Source organism: Pseudomonas extremaustralis (genome assembly GCF_900102035.1).
GTDB lineage: Bacteria > Pseudomonadota > Gammaproteobacteria > Pseudomonadales > Pseudomonadaceae > Aquipseudomonas > Aquipseudomonas extremaustralis.
The window spans coordinates 4,662,256-4,684,308 of record NZ_LT629689.1 but is presented as its reverse complement, the minus strand read 5'-3'; the positions used below and the strand labels follow the sequence as shown (position 1 = coordinate 4,684,308).

Here is a 22,053-nt window from a genome sequence, read left to right as displayed (position 1 = left end):
TGTAGCTGACCCACTGCAATCGGGAGCAAGCCCCCTCCCACATTTGGTTATAGGTGGTGCCAGAGGCGCTGGTGCTAGCCCTTGCCTTTGGTCCTGGTCATGTTCGGCCCACTATTTTTTTCCAGATGCTGAATGATGATCCCCGCCACATCCTTGCCGGTGGTGGTCTCGATCCCTTCCAGGCCCGGCGATGAATTTACCTCCATTACCAGTGGGCCATGGTTGGAGCGCAGGATATCCACACCCGCGACGCTCAACCCCATGACTTTGGCTGCCCGTAGTGCGGTCATGCGCTCTTCCGGGGTGATCTTGATCAGGCTGGCGCTGCCGCCACGGTGCAGGTTGGAGCGGAACTCACCTGGCTTGGCCTGGCGCTTCATGGCTGCAATCACCTTGTCGCCCACCACGAAGCAACGGATATCCGCACCGCCGGCTTCCTTGATGTACTCCTGCACCATGATGTTCTGCTTGAGGCCCATGAACGCTTCGATGACAGATTCCGCAGCCGTCGCGGTTTCACACATCACCACGCCGATGCCCTGGGTGCCTTCGAGTACCTTGATCACCAGTGGCGCGCCGTTGACCATTTCGATCAGATCGGGGATGTCATCGGGGGAGTGGGCAAAGCCGGTCACCGGCAGGCCGATGCCCCGGCGCGACAGCAGTTGCAGCGAACGCAGCTTGTCCCGCGAACGGGCAATGGCCACCGATTCATTGAGGGGGAACACCCCCATCATTTCAAACTGGCGCAACACCGCACAGCCGTAGAAGGTCACCGAGGCGCCGATGCGCGGGATCACGGCATCGAACCCCTCCAGCGGCTTGCCTCGATAGTGGATCTGCGGCTTGTGACTGGCAATGTTCATATAGGCCCGCAACGTGTCGATCACGACCATTTCGTGACCTCGTTCGGTGCCAGCCTCGACCAGGCGGCGGGTGGAATACAGACGCGGGTTTCGCGACAGCACAGCAATCTTCATGCAGCACCTGGGGCAGAAAGAGTAGAGACCGGGAACACCGGCTTGTCTTGAACGTACTTGACGCCGGGATTGACCACCAGGTGGCCGTCAATCAGCGCTTTGGAGCCCAGCAACAGGCGGTAACGCATGGCTTTGCGGCAGGCCAGGGTGAACTCCACCCGCCAGACCCGATCCCCCAACGCCAGGGTGGTGCTGATGACGTAGCGCACCTGTGCATGGCCGTTGGAGCTCTTGATGGTTTTCATCGTCACCAGCGGCGCTTCGCAGCGGCGATGACGCAGTTGCACCACGCTGCCCAGGTGTGCGGTAAAACGTACCCACTTCTCGCCGTCGCGCTCAAAAGGCTCGATATCGGTAGCGTGCAGGCTGGAGGTGCTGGCGCCGGTGTCGATCTTCGCGCGCAGGCCGGCCACTCCCAAGTCGGGAAGTGCTACCCACTCACGCAGACCCACAACGGTCAAATGGTCAAATGTCTTCAATATGGGTAACCGGTCAATTCGCCCAGGCCTGAGGGGAAACCTCGGCCAGCGCGTTGAATGCGGGTCTGGCGAACCAGTAGCCCTGCATCAGAAATATTCCACAGTCGGACAGGACGTCACGCTCAACGGCACTTTCAATGCCTTCAGCGATGACAGTAGCGCCCAGCTGCTCACAGATTGTGACAGTCCCGAACAGCCCGTGCCGAAATCGTCGATGGCTGTCTTGAAGCCGAATTCGCGGTATTCACGCAGAATATTCGTCAAATGGCGATTGTTATCTACGGGCTCGCTTTCCAGTGTCTCGAAAATCAGCGGGTCAAGGAGGCGATTGTGCGTGCGAGCGGCCTCCAGGGCAGCGGTGATCGCTTGGGTTTGGCAGTGCTGGTCAGGCGAGGTGAGTGAAGTCGGGAAGTCGGTCACGGCATGTCCTCGCGAAAACAGGGGGCTACCTGGCGTATCTTAGGTGAGCCTTGGGGTTTATGCGTCGACGGGTTTCAACAGTAAAGTTGCGGCATTTTTCAGAACGAGGAATTCAAGTGGCTCAGAAGCAGGCAGAGGAAGAAAAGATCCGTCTGGACAAGTGGCTATGGGCCGCGCGTTTCTATAAGACCCGCGCGTTGGCCAAGGCCGCTATCGAGAGTGGCAAGGTGCACCATCGTGGCGAGCGCTGCAAGCCGGGCAAGGAGCCACGTGTCGGTGATGAGTTGCTGATTCGTACAGGCTTTGATGAAAAGACTGTCGTGGTCCAGGCGCTTTCCAGTGTGCGTCGTGGCGCCCCCGAAGCGCAGGCGCTGTACACCGAGACCGAAGCCAGTATCGCCAAGCGCGAAAGCGCGGCGGCCATGCGCAAGGCGGGTGCCACCGGCATGACCACCGATGGCAAACCAAGCAAGAAGCAACGCCGCGACCTGTTCAAGTTTCGCGGCAGTGGCAATGACGATTAGTCCCACGGGTTATTGCGGTGCTCTTACGACACTGAGCCGGCCAATCAACGGTACTCGCTGAAACACCCCGAACACGGGCGCCGTCGCGCGCAGCAATACATCCGTCACCTTCGCCGCAAACGGCGTGTAGTAACCCCATCCCAGTGCAAGCAGGGCCAGCAGCACGCCGCCGATATAGTCGTCCTGCCCCCAATGCGCCCCCGCTACCAGCCGCGGCATCATGAACAACAGCGCCAGGGCCCAGATCACCAGCACTTGGCCGATGCGCCGGGCAAACACCGTCATGAACATGCTCCAGATCAGCAACACCGATGCATGATCTCCCGGGAAGCTCTGGCTCGAACGGTCCTTTAACTCCCAAGTTTTCTCCAGCCCTGGGAAATAGTCACTCATCTGGACCGCTCCGCTGAGCGTCATCGACGGACTGCTGTGCTGCCAGCCCATCTGCGCCGCAAGTTTGGAAAACAGCATACGAATAAACAACAACAGCAACAAAATACCGACAAAACCTAACACTGCCTGGCGCACCTGTACGGCTCTGAACACCCAGTCGCCACGAATGAGCAGCATCAGCAGAATTACGCCGACCACTGCATCAAATGGCCGCAAACTGGCCACGGCCCATATGTGCAGCCACGTCGAGTCGCTCGCCAGCGGGTCATTGAGCAGATGAAACAGCCATTCGTCGAAAATTACACACAGCATCTGCCCCGTGGGCCACAGCCAAAAACACAGCAGCCCGATAGCGAGTAGATTGCAAAGAGCCCATCGCCGGAGGTTCCACTTGGCTTGGAACAAACCCGGATTGTTCATAAACTGTCCCTCTTCGCTCTATATAAGCTTTCTGTTTCCAGGAGAAAGCCGCACCAAAATGGTGCTGAAGCATTAAATTTTATAAACGTTGTAATAATTTTGTCATCAATTCAGATACCTAGACCTATGACTGATTTACCGGATACCGACTTCACCCAACGCTTCATCTTCGACGAGAACGACGCCCGCGGCGAACTGGTCTCGCTGGAGCGCAGCTATGCCGAAGTCCTCGCCAAGCACCCCTATCCGGAGCCGGTCGCGCAACTGCTCGGTGAGTTGATGGCAGCGGCGTCGCTGCTGGTGGGCACGATGAAATTCGACGGTTTGCTGATCCTGCAGGCCCGCTCCGAAGGTCCGGTCCCCTTGCTGATGATCGAGTGCTCCAGCGAGCGTGAAATCCGTGGCCTGGCCCGTTACGAGGCTGATCTGATCGCCCCTGACGCGACCCTGGCCGACCTGATGCCCAACGGTGTGCTGGCGCTCACGGTCGACCCGACCGAAGGCCAGCGTTACCAAGGCATCGTCGACCTCGACGGCGAAAACTTGTCCGAATGCTTCACCAACTATTTCGTCATGTCCCAGCAGATTGGCACGCGCTTCTGGCTCAACGCCGACGGCAAGCGCGCCCGTGGCCTGTTGCTGCAACAGCTGCCCGCCGACCGCATCAAGGATGACGACGAGCGCACCGAAAGCTGGCGCAACCTCACCGCCCTGGCGGGCACCCTGACCGCTGAAGAATTGCTGGCCCTGGACAACGAAACCATCCTGCATCGCCTTTACCACGAAGAGGCTGTACGCCTGTTCGACGCACAGGGCCTGCGCTTCCATTGCAGTTGCTCCCGCGAGCGTTCGGCGAACGCCTTGGTCAGCCTTGGCCTGGAAGATGCGCAAAACCTGGTGGTGGAACACGGCGGTCATATCGAGATCGACTGCCAGTTCTGCAACCAGCGCTACCTGTTTGACGCCGCCGACATCGCCCAATTGTTCGCCGGCGCCGGTATCGACACACCCTCCGATACCCGTCACTAAAACGTTTAAGTGCAGGTAAATCACCTGTGTTATGCCGGATTACAGCTGTTCTGACGGGAGGGCCCTACTTTTTTTGGGCTTTTCTGGCATAATCCGGCCCACTTTTTTCGCGGTAGTAGTGCGCAACTTTCTACTACAAAACGTTTGGAGCACTCGGCCATAGGCCGACGGGGAACCTCATGACGCAAGCCAATAACGCCGTATACACCGATTTGAGTGTTGACGATCTGGTCAAAGAAGCCCTGCAGCGCGGTGAAGGCGTGCTTGCCGATACTGGCGCACTGGTCGTAGAAACCGGTCACCGTACCGGTCGTTCGCCGGTCGACCGTTTCATCGTTGAAGAGCCTTCCACCCAGGACGCGATTGCCTGGGGCCCGATCAACCGCAAGTTCCCGGCCGACAAGTTCGATGCCCTGTGGGCTCGCGTCGAGGCGTTCAACAACGCGCAAGAGCATTTCGTTTCCCATGTCCATGTAGGTGCGTCCGAAGACCACTACCTGGCCGTGAAGATGACCACCCAGACTGCCTGGCAGAACCTGTTCGGTCGTTGCCTGTTCATCAACCCGGCCCAGTACAACCCGGCCGGCCGTGAAGAATGGCAAGTGCTCAACGTGGCCAACTTCGAGTGCGTGCCTGAGCGTGATGGCACCAACTCCGATGGTTGCGTGATCCTCAATTTCGCCGAGAAAAAAGTGCTGATCGCCGGCATGCTGTACGCCGGTGAAATGAAGAAAGCCATGTTCTCGGTGCAGAACTTCCTGCTGCCGGCCGAAGACGTACTGCCGATGCACTGCGCCGCCAATATCGGCGAAGCAGGCGACGTGACCCTGTTCTTCGGTCTGTCCGGCACCGGTAAAACCACCCTGTCCGCCGACGAAAGCCGTTACCTGATCGGTGACGACGAACACGGCTGGGGCAAGGGCGTGGTGTTCAACATCGAAGGCGGTTGCTATGCCAAGTGCATCGACCTGTCCGAGAAGAACGAGCCGGTCATCTGGAAAGCCATCAAGCACGGCGCGGTCCTGGAAAACGTCGTGATCGACAAGGCCGGGCACGCCGACTATTCCGACGTCAGCCTGACCCAGAACAGCCGCGCCGCCTACCCGCTGGAGCACGTTGCCAAACGTTCCGAGAAGAACCTGGGCGGCGAGCCAAACGCGGTGATCTTCCTGACCTGCGACCTGACCGGCGTACTGCCGCCCGTGTCGATCCTCAGCGAAGAGCAAGCGGCCTATCACTTCCTGTCCGGCTACACCGCGCTGGTGGGCTCGACCGAAATGGGTTCCGGCAGTGGCATCAAGTCGACCTTCTCCACCTGCTTCGGCGCGCCGTTCTTCCCGCGTCCGGCCGGTGAATACGCCGAGCTGCTGATCAAGCGTATCCGTGGTTTCGGCTCCAAGGTCTACCTGGTCAACACCGGCTGGACCGGTGGCGGCTACGGCGTCGGCAAACGCTTCAACATCCCGACCACCCGCGGCGTGATCGCAGCGATCCAGAGTGGCGCGTTGATCGGTGCGCAAACCGAACACCTCGACACCATCAACCTGGACGTACCATTGGCGGTGCCGGGCGTTGAGACTGGCTTGTTGAACCCACGTAACACCTGGGCTGACAAGGCTGCCTACGACGAAGCGGCGAAAGCGCTGGCCGGTCTGTTCATCGAGAACTTCAAGAAGTTTGAAGTGAGCGATGCGATCAAGGCTGCGGGTCCGAAGTTGTAAGATTTGCTAGCTGTTAAAGAGCCGCCCCTTGTGGGCGGCTTTTTTTGTGCACTTAGAACTGTGAGGCGGGGGCGATAAACCTGGGTAACCGCTCAGCTCAGGTTTTCCAGCGTCTGGGTGTCCCAGCTGTTCGTTTGAATCGCCAGGTAGAGCATGCCGATGGTCAGGGGGATCTTCTCGCCATGCCCCTTGGCTCGACGCTTGAGGAACACATCAAAGAGCGGCGGATTGAAGTAGCGATAAGTGTCGTAGTCCCCCAGGTCGAGGGCAAATTCCTGTTCCAGCATTTCCATGAATTGCTTGGCCTCACCGCCGTCGCAGCCCAGGTCGAAATTGAGCGAGGTTTGCAGGCGAATGGTCTTATGTTCCGGCAGGCCGATTTCTTCGTGCAGCAGTTGCAGGAGCTGCTGCATGACGGGGTCTACGGGGAAGTTGGGGGCGAGTTTCATGGTGGGAGCACGCAGGAGTGGGTGAGAGGGGCGGTTGCGTTGGAGGTGGTATTTGTTTCGGGTGATCAGCAAGCGGACGCCATAGCAGAAAGCAAGAACCGCAATGCTGTTCAATTGTAGCTCCGTTATCCAGAACGTGAAGCCAAGCAGAAGTGTTGGGCCCAGAGCGATGAGAGCGAGCCCGATCCAGGTTCTGAGGGCGGGATGCTGCATCTTTTTGTCGAGCAAGACGGCAAGCGTTACGAGGGGGACGAGGATGATCCAAGGTACATATTCGGTCATCGTTTCACCCTCCCGGTGCTAGCCGGCGTAGACCGGCCAAAGCATTTCGGTTGCCAGGTTGAACGGTGAGATGAATCGCCTTGGAGGTGCCGCGGTAGCGGCTGAGGTGTTGAGTCCTTTCGATGTTCAAGGGGTTCTGCCGAGAAAGTTGAGACCGCGCTATTTTCATTCAGCTATGGGTAACTTCTATAGAGGGTTGAGCGGGTGTTCGGAGCAATTTGGGAAGAGGATGGCGCGATATTTGGAGGTTTCTTACAGCAATTTCCGGCTTTTGGGGCTTGGCAGTGATTTTTGGCCATTCACGCACTCAATTGTAGGCGCGAGCTTGCTCGCGAAAAAAACCAAGGACGCCGCGGTCATTCAGACTTGCCGCGTCATCGTTGACGATTTTCGCGAGCAAGCTCGCTCCTACCTATAGATGCCATTGGACGTGTTTCGATCAGGCACTGACAGGCCTGCTGATACAGCGCTCAAAAATCGCCTCCAACCCCCGAAAATCACACGCCACCGCATCAATGTTCGCCGGTATCCACACCGCATGTTTCACCAGCCACCAGTTCACCGAAAACCCAGCGTTCACGATGATCTGTTCAAATAAAATCCGCTGCGCTCGGCCATTGCCTTCGCGAAAGGGGTGGATGACGTTGAGGTCGCCATAGGCTTCGGCAATCTTGCTCACCAGTTCGGCCTGGCTTGTACCGACAAACCAGTTCGCTTCTTCCATCTGCCGGATGATCTTCGCGGCCTCCGGTGGGATGCGTTCCGGGGTGCAGAACAGGGTATCGCCCTTCTGGATATTCACGCTGCGCAACTCTCCGGCCCAGTCGTAGATGTCGCTGAACAGGGTGCGGTGGATATGTTGCAGGCGTTCGAGGTTGTAGGGTGGGGGGAAGAGCGGGAGGTTGCCTACGGCGATTTCGGACAGTTCACGCTCAGCCTGGTGCAGGCGGTCTTCGTCGAGCAAATCGAGGCGGTTGCGCAGGACGCTGCTACCGGGATAGCAATATGGATCCTGGCCCACCCCGTATTTGTCGAGCATCAGCGTGGAGTGTTGCGGTACTTGGCAAGGACGGCTTCGCGGGTCGGCAGAGGTTTTTCGACGTCGGCCGGTTGGGTGTCGAACCCTTCAAGGCGTAGGCTGGCCAGGTAATTGGAACGGCGGATCTTATGGTAATGATCCTGTTTTTGCTCAAACGTCAGTTCGCTCATCGCCGCGTACTCCTGGGTAGCAAGGCTTGATTGTAGCTCAATGCTTCGGCAGGCAGGCGGGATAAAAACCACTTCACCACATTCGAAGTGGTCGCATTTGGCCCAAGGCCATGGCGGCACCCTGTGTATCATCCTGTCTCTTTTTTCCTTGCGACCTTTCTCGATTCGCTGAGATTCCCAGGCTATGTTTTTGAGCCAACTCAGCGGTCAATGGAGTGACAGCCTATGCACGACACCCTCCAGCAGGTCTTTGGTTATCCACAGTTTCGCTTGGGCCAGGAAGAAACGGTCAGCGCCGTATTGGCTGGTCGTTCGGCCGCGGCGATTTTCCCTACGGGGTCGGGCAAGTCCTTGTGTTACCAGCTGTCGGCGGTGCTGCTACCGCACCTGACGCTGGTGGTGTCGCCATTGTTGGCGTTGATGCAGGATCAGTTGGGCTTCCTGCAGCGCCATGGCATTGCGGCCGGCAGTATCGATTCGGCCCAAAGCCGCGACGAGGCCAATGCGGTCATGGCCCGTGCGCGTTCCGGCGAGCTGAAGATCCTGATGATTTCCGTGGAGCGCCTCAAGAACGAGCGCTTTCGCAACTTCCTGCAAAGCGTGCAGATATCGCTGCTGGTGGTGGATGAAGCGCACTGTATCTCCGAGTGGGGCCACAACTTCCGTCCGGACTATTTGAAGCTGCCGGACTACCAGCGCCAGTTCAATATCCCACAAGCGCTGCTGCTGACCGCCACGGCCACGCCCAAGGTGATTGCCGATATGCAGGCCAAGTTCGCCATTGCTCCCGATGATGTGGTCACCACGGGCTTCTACCGGCCCAACCTCAACCTGTTGGTGGAGCCGGTAAGCGGTGCGGACAAGCGTCGGCGCCTGGTGCAGTGGATGAGCGAGCGGGCCGGGCAGCCGAGTATCGTCTACGTCACCTTGCAGAAAACCGCCGAGCAGATTGCCGAGCACCTGAACCGCAACGGCATCCAGGCCGAGGCGTATCACGCCGGTTTGCCTCACGATAAGCGCGAGGGTATCCAGCAGCGCTTCATGGACGGTCGCTCCAATTGCATCGTCGCCACTATCGCGTTTGGCATGGGCATCGACAAAAGTGATATCCGCAATGTGGTGCACTTCGACCTGCCCAAATCCATCGAGAACTACAGCCAGGAGATCGGTCGCGCAGGGCGTGACGGGCAGCCGTCCGACTGCCTGGTGCTGGCCAATCGCGACAGCCTCAACGTGCTGGAAAATTTCGTCTACGGCGATACGCCCGAGCAGGACGGCATCCGGCGTGTGCTCGATGAGTTGCAGGCGGCGCGCAGTGAAGGGCAATGGGAGTTCCTGCTGCGCTCGCTGTCGGACCACAGCAACATCCGCGAACTGCCACTGAAGACGCTGCTGGTGCAATTGGAGCTCAAGGGCGTGATCGCACCGCGCTACGCGTTTTATGCCGAGTACCGCTTCAAATACCTGATCGAGCCCGAGGCCTTGCTTGCACGGTTTTCCGGCGAGCGGCAGCAGTTCGTCGCGGCGATCATCCAAGTATGCAAGCGGGCCAAGACCTGGGCGACGGTGGATTTCGAAGGGCTTTATCAGCAGCACAATGCCGCGCGCAATCGAGTGGTGAAGGCCTTGGACTATTTTCAGGAGCAGGGCCTGATCGAGCTGGAAAGCAAGCAGATGACCGAGGTCTACAGCCTGCTGGATACCGAGTTCGATCCGCAGGTATTGAGCCAAGCGTTATACACAGGCTTCAAGCAGCACGAAGTGACGGAGGTGGCGCGCATACACGCCATGCTTGACCTGTTCGCCACCGAGCATTGCCTGGGACAGCGTCTGGCGCAGTATTTTGGTGATGAAAAAGCCCCCCAGCGTTGCGGGCATTGCTCGGTCTGTCACGGCCATGTGGCGCATCTGCCGCCGCCGCCGAGCTTGCCGCCGCTTGTGGATAAACACTTCATGGGACTGTGCGGTGATTTTATCCACAGGCATCATGAGCACACCGGCCACCTGCCGGGCGCCGAACGCCTGACACGTTTTCTTGGCGGTATCAGCGTGCCGCTGTTCACCAAGCTGAAGGCGCGGGGAATTCCGGGTTTTGCCGCGCTGGAGGATTACCCCTACGCCGAGGTGCGCGAGTGGGCCCAAGCCCACTTGAATGACCTGTAAACCCACTTTCACCGAGACGTGCCCATGCCTGACTCAATGCCGCAACGCGCCGATTACCGTCACTTCCAGCCCATCATCACGCGCTGGCACGACAACGATGTGTATGGCCATGTGAACAACGTGACCTACTACAGTTTCTTCGACACGGCGGTGAATACCTACCTGATCGAACAGGGCGGGTTGGATATTCATGACGGCGAGGTGGTTGGGTTTGTGGTGAGTTCAGCGTGTGATTACTTTGCTTCCGTCGCCTTTCCCGAGCGCATCGAAATAGGCCTGCGGGTCGGCAAGTTGGGCAACAGCTCGGTGCAGTATGAGTTGGCGGTGTTCAAGGCGGGCGAGGAGGACGCCTGTGCGGCGGGGCGCTTCGTGCATGTGTTCGTGGATCGGGGGACGAACCAGCCGGTGACGATTCCGGCGATGTTGCGCGAGGCATTGCAGCGGTTGGTGGCCTGACTTCCTGTAGAGACACTGTGGGATGGGCCCTCCCACAGTGTTTCTGCAGTGTTCTCTAGATCTGATCAATCACGGTAGTGATGCTTGTTCTTGCGATGCCCATAGGCATGGCCGCGACCACGATGATCATCACGGTCGTAGCGGCGGCCATCACGGGAACGACGGTCGTCGTTATCGCTCGAGTTGCCCATGTAGTTGCCCAGTGCGCCACCTGCGCCACCGCCGGCTGCTGCGCCGATCAGGCTGCCGGTGTTACCGCCCATGCTGCGACCTACCACGTTGCCGCCGGCTGCGCCGAGGGCACCGCCAATAGCGGCTTCGCCGCGGCTGCGCTTGTCGGCGCCGACCGCACTGCCGCCCGCGCCACCCAGGGCGGCGCCGATGGCCGAACCAGTGTTACCGCCGACCTGCTGGCCGACAACCGAACCGAGTACCCCGCCCAATGCGCCGCCCACACCGGCTTCGGTGGTGCCACCGGCCATGGCTGCGCCACTGACCAGGCCAAGGGACAACAAGAGAATCGAGGAGAACTTCATAGACAGACCTCAAGAGGATGACGGCGCGATCCTGAGGCTGTGTCGAGATTGTGACAATAGAAATCCGACCAGTAACACGACTTGTGCACAATTCGCTAAGTTGTTGTTTTGGTTAGGGAACTTAAGTGATTTTGGTGGGTCTCTAGTTCCTTCGGAAAGGCCGCTTTTATGCAAAAGCGGCCTTTTTCATGCCTGCGATTTATGTCGCAAAGCGCTCCCGGCGGTGAGGGACAAACCCGCTCGCCACAGGGATCAGTCCATTGTCACTCGCCGCTTCCAGGCGAATGGCCACGAACTTCGACGTTGGCGTATGGCTGCCATCCCCGGTGCTTTCCAATGGCACCAGCGGGTTCACTTCCGGGTAGTAAGCCGCTGCCTGCCCCGCCGGAATATCGAACGCCAGCAAGGTGAAGCCCTTCACCCGACGCTCACGACCGTCTTCCCATAGCGATACGATGTCGGCCTTCTGCCCCGGCTTGAAGCCCAGGCGGATGATGTCGGCTTCGTTGACGAACAACACGTCGCGCTGGCCTTTCACCCCGCGATAGCGATCGTCCAGGCCATAAATGGTGGTGTTGTACTGATCGTGGGAGCGCATCGACTGCATGATCAGGTCCGGTACGCGGCCTGTGGCGTGGGTGCGTTCGTGGATCAGGTCTTTGGGCAGGATATTCGGGCGGAAATTGGCACGGCCCGATGGCGTGTTCCAGCGCCGCGCGCCTGCCGTGTTGCCCAGATAGAAACCGCCGGGGTATTTGAGGCGTTCGTTGAAGTCCTTGAAGCCCGGGATGGTGTCGGCGATCAGGTCGCGGATGCGGCGGTAATCGCCCACCAGCCAGTTCCAGTCCACCGGCTTGCTGCCCAGGGTCGCGGCGGCGATACCGGCGAGGATGGCCGGCTCCGACTTCATCTGCGCCGACAGCGGCTGCAATTGGCCGTTGGAGGCGTGGACCATGCTGAACGAGTCCTCTACGGTCACCGCCTGCGGGCCTTCGGCCTGGATGTCGATGTCGGTGCGGCCCAGGCACGGCAGGATCAGGGCGTCTTTGCCGTGCATCAGGTGGCTGCGGTTGAGCTTGGTGCTGATCTGCACCGTCAGGTCGCAATTGCGCAGCGCTTCAAAGGTGCGCGGGCTGTCCGGCGTGGCTTGGGCGAAGTTGCCGCCCAGGCCGATAAACACTTTGGAGCGACCTTCGAGCATGGCGTGAATCGCTTCGACCACGTTGTGCCCATTGGTGCGCGGTACCTGGAACTGGAAACGCCGCTCCAGTGCATCGAGGAACGCCACCGGTGGGCGTTCGTTGATGCCCATGGTGCGGTCGCCTTGCACGTTGCTGTGGCCCCGCACCGGGCACAGGCCGGCGCCCGGGCGGCCAATGTTGCCGCGCAGCAGCATCAGGTTGGCGATTTCCTGGATGGTCGGCACCGAATGGCGGTGCTGGGTGATGCCCATCGCCCAGCACATGATCACGTTCTTGCCCTTGGCATACATGCGTGCCGCTCGCTCGATCTCGACGAGGGGCAAACCGGACTGTGCGACGATTTCATCCCAGGAGGTGTCGTCGATCTGGGCCAGGTAATCGAGCACGTTGATCGTGTGTTCGTTGAGGAAGTCGTGGTCGAACACCGCTTCCTTGCCTTCGGCCTGGGCCTGGCGTTCCCACAACAGCAGGAACTTGGCCATGCCGCGCAGGATGGCCATGTCGCCACCCAGCGCCGGACGGAAGTACGCGGTGTTGGTCGGTTTGTCGCCGTTGGTGAGCATTTCCAGTGGGTGCTGCGGGTGCTGGAAGCGTTCCAGGCCGCGCTCTTTCAGGGGGTTGATACACACCACCTGGGCGCCGCGTTTTACCGCTTCGCGCAGCGGTTCCAACATGCGCGGGTGGTTGGTGCCGGGGTTCTGGCCCCAGACGAAAATCGCGTCGGCATGCTCGAAGTCGTCAAAGGTCACGGTGCCTTTGCCGACACCGACGCTCTGGGCCAGGGCCACGCCGCTGGCTTCGTGGCACATGTTCGAGCAATCCGGGAAGTTGTTGGTGCCATAGGCGCGCACGAACAGCTGATACAGGTACGCCGCTTCGTTGCTGGCACGGCCCGAGGTATAGAACTCGGCCATGTCCGGGCTGGGCAGGGCGTTGAGGTGCTGGCCGATCAGGGCGAACGCCGCGTCCCAACTGATGGGCTGGTAGCGGTCGGTTGCGGGGTCATAGCGCACTGGTTCGGTCAGGCGACCCTGGTATTCCAGCCAATAATCGCTCTGCTCCAGCAGCGCGGTGACGCTGTGCTTGGCGAAGAAGGCGCCGTCGACGCGGCGCTTGGTGGCTTCCCAGTTGACGGCCTTGGCGCCGTTCTCGCAGAACTTGACCATGCCGCTTTCCGGCGAGTCGCCCCAGGCGCAGCCCGGGCAGTCAAAACCGCCGTTCTGGTTGGTCTTGAGCATCATGCGGATGTTTTTCAGCGCGTTGTCGCTGGTCAGCCACGCCTGCGCCACGCTGATCAACGCGCCCCAGCCGCCGGCCGGGCCTTTGTAGGGCTTGTAGCGCGGGGTCGGGGTTTGGTCGGCTTGGTGATGATTACTCATGGCTGGTACTCCATCGCAGGGCTGTAGACCCGCGGCGCACTTTTCTGCGGCAGGTGGATGAGATTGAGGTTGTGCCGGCGTGCCCATTGCAGGGCCAGGCCGGTGGGCGACGACAGGCTGACCAGGGTCTGGATGCCCGCGCGCAGGACTTTCTGGATCAGTTCGAGGCTGCAACGGCTGGTGACAATGGCCAGGCCGCCTTCGGTGCTGATCTTTTGGCGGATCAAGGCGCCGATCAGCTTGTCGAGTGCGTTGTGCCGGCCGATGTCCTCGCGCCCCAGCAGCAACTCGCCCTGGCTATTCATGAACACCGCCGCGTGTACCGCGCCGCTGTACTGGCCCAGCGGCTGAAATGCGCTGATGCGCTGGCGCAGGCCCTCGAGCCACTCGGCGGGCGGCAAAGGTGCGCCGGGCAGCACCTGAAGATCCGGCAAGGCCTGCTCGACCGCTTCGACCCCACACAGGCCGCAGCCGCTGGTGCCCGCCAATTGGCGGCGCTGCTGCTTGAGGTTCCAGAATGCGCGGCTGGAAATCTGCACCTGGGCATACTGGGTAGAGCCAGATCCGCTGAGTTTCAGGTCATAAATGTCGCTAACGTCGGCGATAATTCCACTGCCGATGCTGAAACCGACGATGAAGTCTTCAAGATCGGTCGGCGTCACCAGCATCACCGCCTGGCTGATGTCGTTATAGGCAATCGCCAGGGCCACTTCTTCCGCCAGTGCAGTGCTGGCCACGCTTGTATGTTCGAGGTTGCAGAACTGGTAGCTCTGGCTGGCGGCGGGCGCGGGCGTTTGAAGGGCGGGCGCCGCGCAGACTGGATGCTTGGCGTTCATGGGGCTGTACCATCGACGGATTGATCAGTGTCCAGACTAGGCGCGACAAAGCGTCGCGTCTAATTGCCAGTACTGATCTACCGATAGATGATGTCGATCAAGACTCTGCCAACGATTTCTGATAAAGCGCGAAACAGGCTTCCGCCAGCGCCGAGCGCGGTGCGCTGCGGCGCATGATCAGGCCCAGGCGCGCCAGGGTGTGCGCCTCTTCGATGGGTTGCAGGCGCAAATGCTCGGTGAGCGCATCCAGGCCGCCCTCCAGGGGCATCACTGCGCAACACAAGCCGCCGTGCACGGCTTGTAATAACTGATGGACGGCATCGGTTTGTAACAGCGGTTGTGGGTGCAGGCCTCGGCTGTGGAAGTTGTGGTCGATGGACTGGCGAAAGTGCATGCCGCTGGTGAGCATGCCCAGCGGCAATTCGATCAATGCCTCCCAGCTCAACGGCTTGTCGCCGAAACTGAAATAGCGCTGATCATAGAGCAGCCCCATACGGGTTTCGCCGAGGGCCAGGGAGTCGAAGCGTTCGTTATCCAGGCGGTCCAGGTAGGACACGCCCAGGTCAAGGCGGTTGCTGGCCAGTTGTTCGAGGATTTGTTCGGAGCTCAAGGCTGACAGCTCAAAGCGCAGGTTCGGGTGTTCTTTGTGCAGTTGTTGCATCAAGGCCAAGGGATCGAAGCTCGACAGCGGCACCACCCCCAGGCGCAACGTACCGACAAGGTTGCCGCGACAGGCGGCTGCTTCGGCCTGCAAGCCGTCATAGGCCGCCAGCACCGTGCGCGCCCAGGCCAGCACGCGCTCGCCGGGGGCAGTAAAGCCTTCGAAGCGCTGGCCGCGATTGACCAGTGGCAGATCCAGTTCTTCCTCAAGGCTGCGCAGGCGCATCGACAGGGTCGGTTGGGTGATATGGCAACGCGCCGCCGCCTGGCCGAAGTGACGCGTCTCGTCGAGGGCGATGAGGAATTTCAGCTGTTTGATGTCCATCTTCGCTCCGGGGGCATATTCCAATGGCGGGGGGATTCTAGCGCGTTTGGGTCTTTGGCCGGGCTGGAACCCAAGGCGGCGGGGCTGGTCTAGTCTTGAGCATCTGGATATCAACCACCAAGGAGAGCGCACGATGAGTCTTTTCAGTTTTATAAAAGAAGCCGGTGAGAAGTTCGACGAACTGTTCAAGCGGGGTAATGCCAACGCCAGTGAAGATTTGAAAAAGCATATTGAAGACGTCGGCTTGGGTAATCCGGATGTCCACGCCACTGTCGAGGGGGACAAAGTCACGCTGACTGGGACCGTCGCCAGCCAGGAAGAGAAAGAAAAAGTCATTCTGGCGGCGGGCAATATTGCCGGGGTTGCCAGCGTAGAAGACCAGATCGTGGTTTCCGGGCCTGTTGTGGCCGTTTCCCGTTTCGTCGTGGTGAAAAAAGGCGACACCCTCAGCGCGATTTCCCTGGCGGTGTACGGTAACGCCAATCTGTACAACAAGATATTCGAGGCCAACAAGCCGCTGTTGTCGCATCCAGACAAGATTTACCCAGGGCAGACGCTGCGTATTCCTGAGTAATACACGCGGTAAACATGTGGGAGGGGGCAAGCCCACTCCCACATGAGTTCAGAGTCCGACAATAAGATCCCGGTAATCCTCGACGGCCGCAAATTCCCCGGTGTCCTTTGGCCCTTTCCGGCTGTCCGGTTCTTTAACCGCCAGCAGATGCGCCACGCCAAACGCCTGGGCGCTGCGCAGGATCGGCAAGGTGTCATCGATAAACAGGCTGCGGGCCGGGTCGAAGCCGATGTCGGCGCGCAGGGCGTCCCAGAACTGCGGGTTTTCCTTGGCGAAACCGTAGTCGTGGGAGCTGATCAACCGCTCGAAATACGGCGCCAATTCAATGCGTTCCATTTTCAACGACAGCGAGTCGCGATGCGCGTTGGTGATCAGGATCACCCGCTTGCCGGCCTGTTTGAGCGCCGCCAGGAAGGTATCCGCGTCGGGACGCAGGGCGATCAGGTGGGCGGTTTCCAGCTTGAGTTCGCGCACCGGGATATTCAGCTCGGCGCTCCAGAAATCCAGGCAATACCATTGCAATTGTCCGGCGTTACGCTCGAACAGCGGGTGCAACTCCATCTCGGCCATGGCCCGACTCACACCGTGCAGTTCGGCGTATCGCTGGGGCAGGTGTTCCATCCAGAAGTGGTTGTCGTAATGCAGGTCGAGCAGGGTGCCGTCCATGTCCAGCAGGACGGTATCGATGGCGTGCCAGGGCAAAGAGGGCATGGTGCGGTCTCATGTAAGTAAAGATATCCGACACAGACAATCGGAAAAGCCACGGTATAGTAACCCGATCACGCCAAGGAGCCGTTTATGCGCCAGAAACCCACCGTCCTCGCCCGCGAAATAGTCGCCAGTAGCCGTTTGTTCCGCGTGGAGGCAGTGCAATTGCGCTTCTCCAATGGCGTTGAGCGGACCTACGAGCGCCTGGTCGGTCGCGGGGCTGGCTATGGCGCGGTGATGATCGTGGCGATGATCGATGAGGAGCACGCGTTGCTGGTGGAGGAGTATTGCGGCGGCACCGACGCGTACGAACTGTCCTTGCCCAAAGGCTTGATCGAGCCCGGCGAGGATGTACTGGCGGCGGCGGATCGTGAGCTCAAGGAAGAAGCCGGCTACGGTGCGCGCCAGTTGGAGCACTTGACGGAGCTTTCGCTGTCCCCCGGCTATATGAGCCAGAAAATCCAGGTGGTGCTGGCCACCGACCTCTATGAAGAACGCCTGGAAGGCGATGAGCCCGAACCGATGCGCGTGGAGCGGGTCAACTTGCGCGAGTTGGCGCAATTAGCGCAAAACGAGCAATTCAGCGAAGGCCGCGCCCTGGCCGCGTTGTATCTGGTACGGGATCTGTTGACCCAACGCGGAGCGTTTAGCGCATGAGCGAACTGTTTTTAGGCCACCCGTTTATCGCCCCGGTGATCGAGCTGGCCCGTCAGGCCGGCGAAGTGATCCTGCCCTACTGGCGCGCGGACGTGGCGGTAACGTCCAAGGCCGATGATTCGCCGGTGACGGCGGCGGACCTGGCGGCCCATCACCTGATCCTCGCCGGCCTGACGGCCCTGGACCCGAGCATTCCGGTGCTGTCCGAGGAAGACGCCGATATCGACCAGAGCGTGCGCGCCGGATGGCAGCGCTGGTGGTTGGTGGACCCGCTCGATGGCACCAAGGAATTCATTTCCGGCTCCGAAGAATTCACCGTCAACATTGCCTTGATCGAACGGGGACGCGTGGTGTTTGGCGTGGTGTCCATGCCCACCAGCGGCCGTTGTTACTTCGGTGGCGCGGGCCTGGGGGCATGGCGTTCCGATGTGAATGAAGCGCCCAAGCCGATCCAGGTGCGCGAGGCGCCGGCGGTGGGCGAGGCCTTTACCGTGGTGGCCAGCCGCCGGCATTCGAGCCCCGAGCAGGAGCGTTTGCTCGACGGTTTGAGCGAAGGCCTGGGCGCGTTGAAGCTGGCGAATATCGGCAGCTCGTTGAAGTTCTGCCTGTTGGCCGAGGGCAGCGCCGATTGCTACCCGCGATTGGCGCCGACATCGCAGTGGGACACCGCAGCGGCCCAGGGCGTGCTGGAAGGGGCTGGCGGCGAGGTGCTGGAGTTGAGCGGCGAACCGTTCACCTACCCGGCGCGGGAGTCGTTGTTGAACCCGTTCTTCCTGGCGTTGCCGGCCAAGGCTGCGTGGCGTGAACGCTTGCTGAGCCTGGCCCGCTCCTGAGGCCTTGGCGGATCAACCTGTGGGAGGGGGCTTGCTCCCGATAACGGTGTATCAGTCACAGCATTTTTGACTGAAATGCCGCTATCGGGAGCAAGCCTCCTCCCACATTGGGTTTTGCGCAGGGGCCGTCAGCGGTGCAGGACGTACTGGCCGCTGAACGCGACTGCCCGCTCTTCACTGCCGTCATTCACAATCCATGTCTCCAGTGTCAATCGTGCCCGGCCATGGCGCTTGTACGTCGCCACGAAACGCTTCCAGACCTTTTCCTCCGGTGCCTGACAAATCACCGTTGCATCCCGCGTGACCGGCAGCGGATAGCTGATCTGCCCTTCCTGAATCACGATATGCCCGTCCTCGACTCCTTCCTCGCGCAGTTGCAGATGCAGCCAACCCCATCCCGCCAGCACGGCGCCGCAATAGAGGCTGCCGCCGAACATGGTGCTCTTGTGGTTGATATTGGCCTGCAGGGGCAAGTGCAACTGCAATTGACCGTGCTGCCAGTCGAGCACTTTAAGGCCCATCTCCCGGGTGAGGGGGATGTCATGGTGGAGGATGGATTCCAGGTAACGGCTGTCGCGGCTCATGGGTGCCTCTTGGTGGGTGGCGGGGTCATTCGTCGTCGGTACTGTGGCTGGCGCTGTCGGCGAAGTTCAGGCCGTGCTTGCGCAGTTTGTCGTGCAAGGTTTTGCGCGGCAGGCCGAGGGCTTCGGCGAGGCTGCGCAGGGAGCTGTGGGGGCGGGTGAGTTCGGCGGCGATCAGGCTCTTTTCGAACTGCTCGACTTGCTCGCTCAACCCGCCGGGTGTGGAGGTCAGCACACTGGCCGCCGGATTGTCCTGTGTGCTGTCCAATGCCAGCTCCAGGCCCAGGGCAAAGCGCTCGGCGGCGTTCTGCAGTTCCCGCACATTGCCCGGCCAGCTGTGGCGCAGCAGCAACGCGCGCTGTCCCGGTTGCAATTCGTGCAGCGGCAGGCCGTGGCGGCTGCTGGCTTCGTCGGCAAAGTGCTGGAACAGCATCAACGCATCTTCGCCGCGTTCGCGCAGCGGTGGAATGCGCAGGGGGGCGACGTTGAGGCGGTAATACAAGTCGGCACGGAAACGGCCCTGGTCGGCGGCCTGGCGCAAGTCTTCCTTGGTGGCGGCGATGATGCGGATGTCCAGCGGGATCAGTTGATTGCCGCCCAGGCGTTCGACCACGCGCTCCTGCAACAGGCGCAGCAGCTTGACCTGCACATCCAGGCTCATGCTTTCGATTTCGTCGAGGAACAGCGTGCCGCCATTGGCGAATTCGAACTTGCCGATGCGCCGTTTCTGCGCGCCGGTAAAGGCGCCGGGCTCATGGCCGAACAGTTCGCTTTCCACCACCGACTCGGCCAGGGCTCCGGCGTTGATCGCCACGAACGGTCCGCTGCGTCGGCTCGACAGGTCGTGCAGCGCACGGGCCACTACTTCCTTGCCGGCGCCGGTTTCACCCAGGATCAGTACATCGGCGCGGGTCGCGGCCAGCGCGCCGATTTGTTCGCGCAAGCGCAGCATTTGCGGGGAATGGCCCACCAGACGCGTGCTCAACTGCTGACGATCGCTCAGGGCCAGGCGCAGGCTGCGGTTATCCAGCACCAGTCGGCGCAGGGCCAGGGCGCGGCGCACGCTGTCGAGCAGGGCGTCGCTGGCGAAGGGTTTTTCCAGGAAGTCATAGGCGCCGGCGCGCATGGCTTGCACCGCCAAAGGCACATCGCCGTGGCCGGTGATCAGCAGCACCGGCAGCTCCGGGTCCTGGCCATGCAGTTCGGCCAGCAGTTCCAGGCCGTCCATGCCGGGCATGCGGATATCGCTGACCACCACGCCCGGCCAATCACGGGACAGGCGCGCGGTGAGGCCGGTGGCTTCGCCCAGGGTCAAGACTTTCAGGCCGGCCAGGTCCAGGGTCTGGCACAGGGCCTGACGCAAGTGCGGATCGTCGTCGATCAACACCACCTGGATCTGGTTATCGATACTCATACGCTGCGGTCCTCGGACGGTTGCACACTGACGCCCGGCGAGCCGGCACGCAATTTCAAGGTTAACAGCGCGCCGCCTTCCTTGTGGTTGGCGAACAGCAGTTCGCCGCCAAAGGCACGCATCAGGGTTTCACAGATCGCCAGTCCCAGCCCCAGGCCCTGGGTGCGGGTCTTGGTGGTGTAGAACGGCTCGCTGGCGCGGCCCAAGGCTTCCATGCAAAAGCCCGGGCCGTTGTCGCGAATGTACAGGTTGACGCCCTGTTCGGTGGTTTGGGCACTCAACCAGAGTTTGCGCGGCGGGCCTTTTTCGGTCAGTGCATCGAGGGCGTTGGCCAGTAGATTGCCCAGTACCTGGCGCAAGCGGGTTTCGCCGGCCTGCACCCATAGGGTCGCTTCCGGCAGGTCGCGGATCAATTCCACCTCCATCGCGCGCCGCCGCTTGGCCAGCAATGCCAGCGCATCGTCCAGCGCCGGTTGCAGGGCCACGCTCTCCGGGGCATGGCGGTCGCGGCGGGCGAAGGCGCGCAAGTGCGCGATGATCGAGGCCATGCGCCCGGTCAGTTCGCTGATCAGCTTGAGATTGCCCCGGGCATCGCTGGTGCGCTCGTGGTCGAGCAGGATCTCGGCGTTTTCCGCATAGCTGCGAATCGCCGCCAGGGGTTGATTGAGTTCGTGGCTGATACTCGCCGACATGGTACCCAGCGCCGACAATTTGCCGGCTTGCACCAGGTCATCCTGGGCACGCACCAATTCCTGCTGGGCGTGTTCGCGCTCCAATACTTCCTGTTTCAGACGCCGGTTGAGGCCTTCCAGGTCGCTGGTGCGCTCGGCCACACGCCGCTCCAGCTCGCGGCGGGCCTTGGCTTCGAAGGCAATGCGGTCCAGATAATGGCGACGGCGTTGCATCATCAAGCCGAGTAACAGCATCAGCACCAGCAGCGTGGCGCCGCCTACCGCGACCACGGTGCGCACCGGGCGGTTGATCAGCGAACGCGGTGCGAGGATTTCCACGTTCCAGCCGGTCTCGGCGATAGCCGTGGATTGGCGCAGCCACGCCGTGGGGCTCAGGGCCAGGGGCTGCGGGTCGCGGGTCGGATAAGGCTGGATGGCAATGATCGCCTGACGTTCTTCTTCGGTCAGCGGCCGGGTGGCGCGGAATCGCCATTGCGGGCGCGAGGTGAGGATCACCACGCCGTTATGGTCGGTCACCAGCAGTTGTTCCGGCGTGTTGCCCCACAGGCTTTCGGTGTGGTCCAGGTCGACCTTGACCACCAGCACGCCGATGATTTTGTCGCCATCGTGAACGGCGGCGGCGAAGAAGTACCCGCGTTTGGCCGAGGTGGTGCCCAGGCCGAAGAATCGCCCCAGGCGCCCGGCCATGGCTTCGCTGAAGTACGGGCGGAACGAGAAATTGCGCCCGACGAAGCTGTCCTGTTTGTCCCAATTGGATGCGGCGAGGGTCTTGCCATTGGTGTCCATCAAGTACATCACTTCCACCCCGGCCTGGGCGGCGACGTCCTGGAGCAGCAGGTTGGCGTTGGCCAGGTGGCTGCTCACCTCGGGCTCAGCCAGTGCGGTGCGCAAGGCCGGCAAGTCACCGAGGATTTGCGGCAGCACTTCATAGCGATGCAGGGTACCCAGCAGGTTGGCCACATACAGGTCGAGGGTCTGGCGATTCTGCCCGGCCAGTTCGCTGCGGTAATAGCGCTCGGCCAAGTGCTCCAGCGGCCACAGCAGCGGCGCCAGGCACAACGCCAGCAGGGCGAGGCTGCGCCAGCGGGGTCTTCGCGGAAGGGGTGGAGTCATGGGAGTCGTGCGCCTGTG

At 60.9% G+C, this 22,053-nt stretch carries 22 protein-coding genes and 1 pseudogene; 8 read left to right on the top strand and 15 right to left on the bottom strand.

Translation table 11 applies throughout. The features are described from left to right. Positions 1-74: 74 nt before the first annotated feature. The 3 genes and pseudogenes from rimK to BLR63_RS21495 form a co-directional block, all read right to left on the bottom strand. Positions 75-980 carry a 30S ribosomal protein S6--L-glutamate ligase gene (gene rimK, locus BLR63_RS21505; protein WP_010567113.1) on the bottom strand — a complete coding sequence of 302 codons (906 nt, stop codon included), beginning with the start codon at positions 978-980 and terminating at the stop codon, positions 75-77. Continuing rightward, positions 977-1,459, bottom strand: coding sequence for a retropepsin-like aspartic endopeptidase RimB (gene rimB / locus BLR63_RS21500; protein ID WP_010567114.1), 483 nt, complete (start codon positions 1,457-1,459; stop codon positions 977-979). The genes rimK and rimB overlap by 4 nt, the downstream gene beginning before the upstream one ends. Before the next feature lie 13 nt (positions 1,460-1,472). Next, positions 1,473-1,822 (bottom strand): annotated as a pseudogene (locus BLR63_RS21495) (EAL domain-containing protein); the annotation flags it as partial. A 173-nt stretch (positions 1,823-1,995) separates the two neighbouring features. Here BLR63_RS21495 and BLR63_RS21490 point away from each other — a divergent pair. Beyond that, positions 1,996-2,403 carry an RNA-binding S4 domain-containing protein gene (locus BLR63_RS21490; protein WP_010567116.1) on the top strand — a complete coding sequence of 136 codons (408 nt, stop codon included), beginning with the start codon at positions 1,996-1,998 and terminating at the stop codon, positions 2,401-2,403. Positions 2,404-2,412: 9 nt separating this feature from the next. Here the strand turns inward: BLR63_RS21490 and BLR63_RS21485 are convergent, their stop codons facing one another. Next, entirely contained in the window at positions 2,413-3,216 is an 804-nt protein-coding gene (locus tag BLR63_RS21485) for a phosphatase PAP2 family protein (RefSeq protein ID WP_010567117.1), read from the bottom strand. 126 nt (positions 3,217-3,342) lie between these two features. On the opposite strand from BLR63_RS21485, the gene hslO reads away from it, so the two are divergent. Next, complete coding sequence (gene hslO, locus BLR63_RS21480; protein ID WP_010567118.1) at positions 3,343-4,245, top strand: Hsp33 family molecular chaperone HslO; 903 nt, start codon at positions 3,343-3,345, stop codon at positions 4,243-4,245. Positions 4,246-4,424: 179 nt separating this feature from the next. Further along, entirely contained in the window at positions 4,425-5,966 is a 1,542-nt protein-coding gene (locus BLR63_RS21475) for a phosphoenolpyruvate carboxykinase (RefSeq protein WP_010567119.1), read from the top strand. Positions 5,967-6,058: 92 nt separating this feature from the next. Here the strand turns inward: BLR63_RS21475 and BLR63_RS31945 are convergent, their stop codons facing one another. The 3 genes from BLR63_RS31945 to BLR63_RS21455 form a co-directional block, all read right to left on the bottom strand. After that, complete coding sequence (locus BLR63_RS31945; protein WP_231998090.1) at positions 6,059-6,697, bottom strand: DUF1493 family protein; 639 nt, start codon at positions 6,695-6,697, stop codon at positions 6,059-6,061. A 439-nt stretch (positions 6,698-7,136) separates the two neighbouring features. Further along, positions 7,137-7,736 (bottom strand): putative adenosine monophosphate-protein transferase Fic, encoded by a 600-nt coding sequence (locus BLR63_RS21460; RefSeq protein ID WP_010567122.1) that lies wholly within the window; start codon positions 7,734-7,736, stop codon positions 7,137-7,139. Then, positions 7,736-7,906 (bottom strand): YhfG family protein, encoded by a 171-nt coding sequence (locus BLR63_RS21455; RefSeq protein WP_010567123.1) that lies wholly within the window; start codon positions 7,904-7,906, stop codon positions 7,736-7,738. The genes BLR63_RS21460 and BLR63_RS21455 overlap by 1 nt, the downstream gene beginning before the upstream one ends. A gap of 225 nt (positions 7,907-8,131) precedes the next feature. Between BLR63_RS21455 and BLR63_RS21450 the strand changes: the two genes are divergently transcribed. Beyond that, a complete protein-coding gene (locus tag BLR63_RS21450) occupies positions 8,132-10,069 on the top strand; it encodes a RecQ family ATP-dependent DNA helicase (protein WP_010567124.1) in 1,938 nt (645 codons plus the stop codon). Positions 10,070-10,093: 24 nt separating this feature from the next. Further along, positions 10,094-10,525: an acyl-CoA thioesterase gene (locus BLR63_RS21445; RefSeq protein ID WP_010567125.1), complete on the top strand. Its 432-nt coding sequence runs from the start codon at positions 10,094-10,096 to the stop codon at positions 10,523-10,525. A gap of 65 nt (positions 10,526-10,590) precedes the next feature. Here the strand turns inward: BLR63_RS21445 and BLR63_RS21440 are convergent, their stop codons facing one another. The 4 genes from BLR63_RS21440 to BLR63_RS21425 form a co-directional block, all read right to left on the bottom strand. Then, positions 10,591-11,061, bottom strand: a complete 471-nt coding sequence (locus BLR63_RS21440) for a YMGG-like glycine zipper-containing protein (protein ID WP_010567126.1) — start codon at positions 11,059-11,061, stop codon at positions 10,591-10,593. A gap of 199 nt (positions 11,062-11,260) precedes the next feature. Further along, on the bottom strand, positions 11,261-13,642 hold the full coding sequence (locus tag BLR63_RS21435) for an FdhF/YdeP family oxidoreductase (protein ID WP_010567127.1): 2,382 nt from the start codon (positions 13,640-13,642) through the stop codon (positions 11,261-11,263). Further along, positions 13,639-14,478: a formate dehydrogenase accessory sulfurtransferase FdhD gene (gene fdhD / locus BLR63_RS21430; protein ID WP_010567128.1), complete on the bottom strand. Its 840-nt coding sequence runs from the start codon at positions 14,476-14,478 to the stop codon at positions 13,639-13,641. The genes BLR63_RS21435 and fdhD overlap by 4 nt, the downstream gene beginning before the upstream one ends. A gap of 97 nt (positions 14,479-14,575) precedes the next feature. After that, entirely contained in the window at positions 14,576-15,463 is an 888-nt protein-coding gene (locus BLR63_RS21425; protein WP_010567129.1) for a LysR family transcriptional regulator, read from the bottom strand. A 133-nt stretch (positions 15,464-15,596) separates the two neighbouring features. On the opposite strand from BLR63_RS21425, the gene lysM reads away from it, so the two are divergent. Next, complete coding sequence (lysM, locus tag BLR63_RS21420; RefSeq protein ID WP_010567130.1) at positions 15,597-16,037, top strand: peptidoglycan-binding protein LysM; 441 nt, start codon at positions 15,597-15,599, stop codon at positions 16,035-16,037. Positions 16,038-16,085: 48 nt separating this feature from the next. Here the strand turns inward: lysM and yrfG are convergent, their stop codons facing one another. Then, positions 16,086-16,748, bottom strand: coding sequence for a GMP/IMP nucleotidase (gene yrfG, locus BLR63_RS21415; RefSeq protein ID WP_010567131.1), 663 nt, complete (start codon positions 16,746-16,748; stop codon positions 16,086-16,088). A gap of 87 nt (positions 16,749-16,835) precedes the next feature. Between yrfG and nudE the strand changes: the two genes are divergently transcribed. Continuing rightward, positions 16,836-17,402: an ADP compounds hydrolase NudE gene (nudE, locus tag BLR63_RS21410; RefSeq protein ID WP_010567132.1), complete on the top strand. Its 567-nt coding sequence runs from the start codon at positions 16,836-16,838 to the stop codon at positions 17,400-17,402. Continuing rightward, positions 17,399-18,235: a 3'(2'),5'-bisphosphate nucleotidase CysQ gene (cysQ, locus tag BLR63_RS21405; RefSeq protein ID WP_010567133.1), complete on the top strand. Its 837-nt coding sequence runs from the start codon at positions 17,399-17,401 to the stop codon at positions 18,233-18,235. The genes nudE and cysQ overlap by 4 nt, the downstream gene beginning before the upstream one ends. A gap of 128 nt (positions 18,236-18,363) precedes the next feature. Here cysQ and BLR63_RS21400 read toward each other — a convergent pair whose 3' ends face one another. The 3 genes from BLR63_RS21400 to BLR63_RS21390 are packed head-to-tail and all read right to left on the bottom strand — an operon-like array spanning position 18,364 to position 22,035. After that, entirely contained in the window at positions 18,364-18,819 is a 456-nt protein-coding gene (locus BLR63_RS21400) for a YiiD C-terminal domain-containing protein (protein WP_010567134.1), read from the bottom strand. Positions 18,820-18,844: 25 nt separating this feature from the next. Further along, positions 18,845-20,230, bottom strand: a complete 1,386-nt coding sequence (locus BLR63_RS21395) for a sigma-54-dependent transcriptional regulator (protein WP_010567135.1) — start codon at positions 20,228-20,230, stop codon at positions 18,845-18,847. Next, entirely contained in the window at positions 20,227-22,035 is a 1,809-nt protein-coding gene (locus tag BLR63_RS21390) for a sensor histidine kinase (protein WP_010567136.1), read from the bottom strand. The genes BLR63_RS21395 and BLR63_RS21390 overlap by 4 nt, the downstream gene beginning before the upstream one ends. Positions 22,036-22,053: the final 18 nt, after the last annotated feature.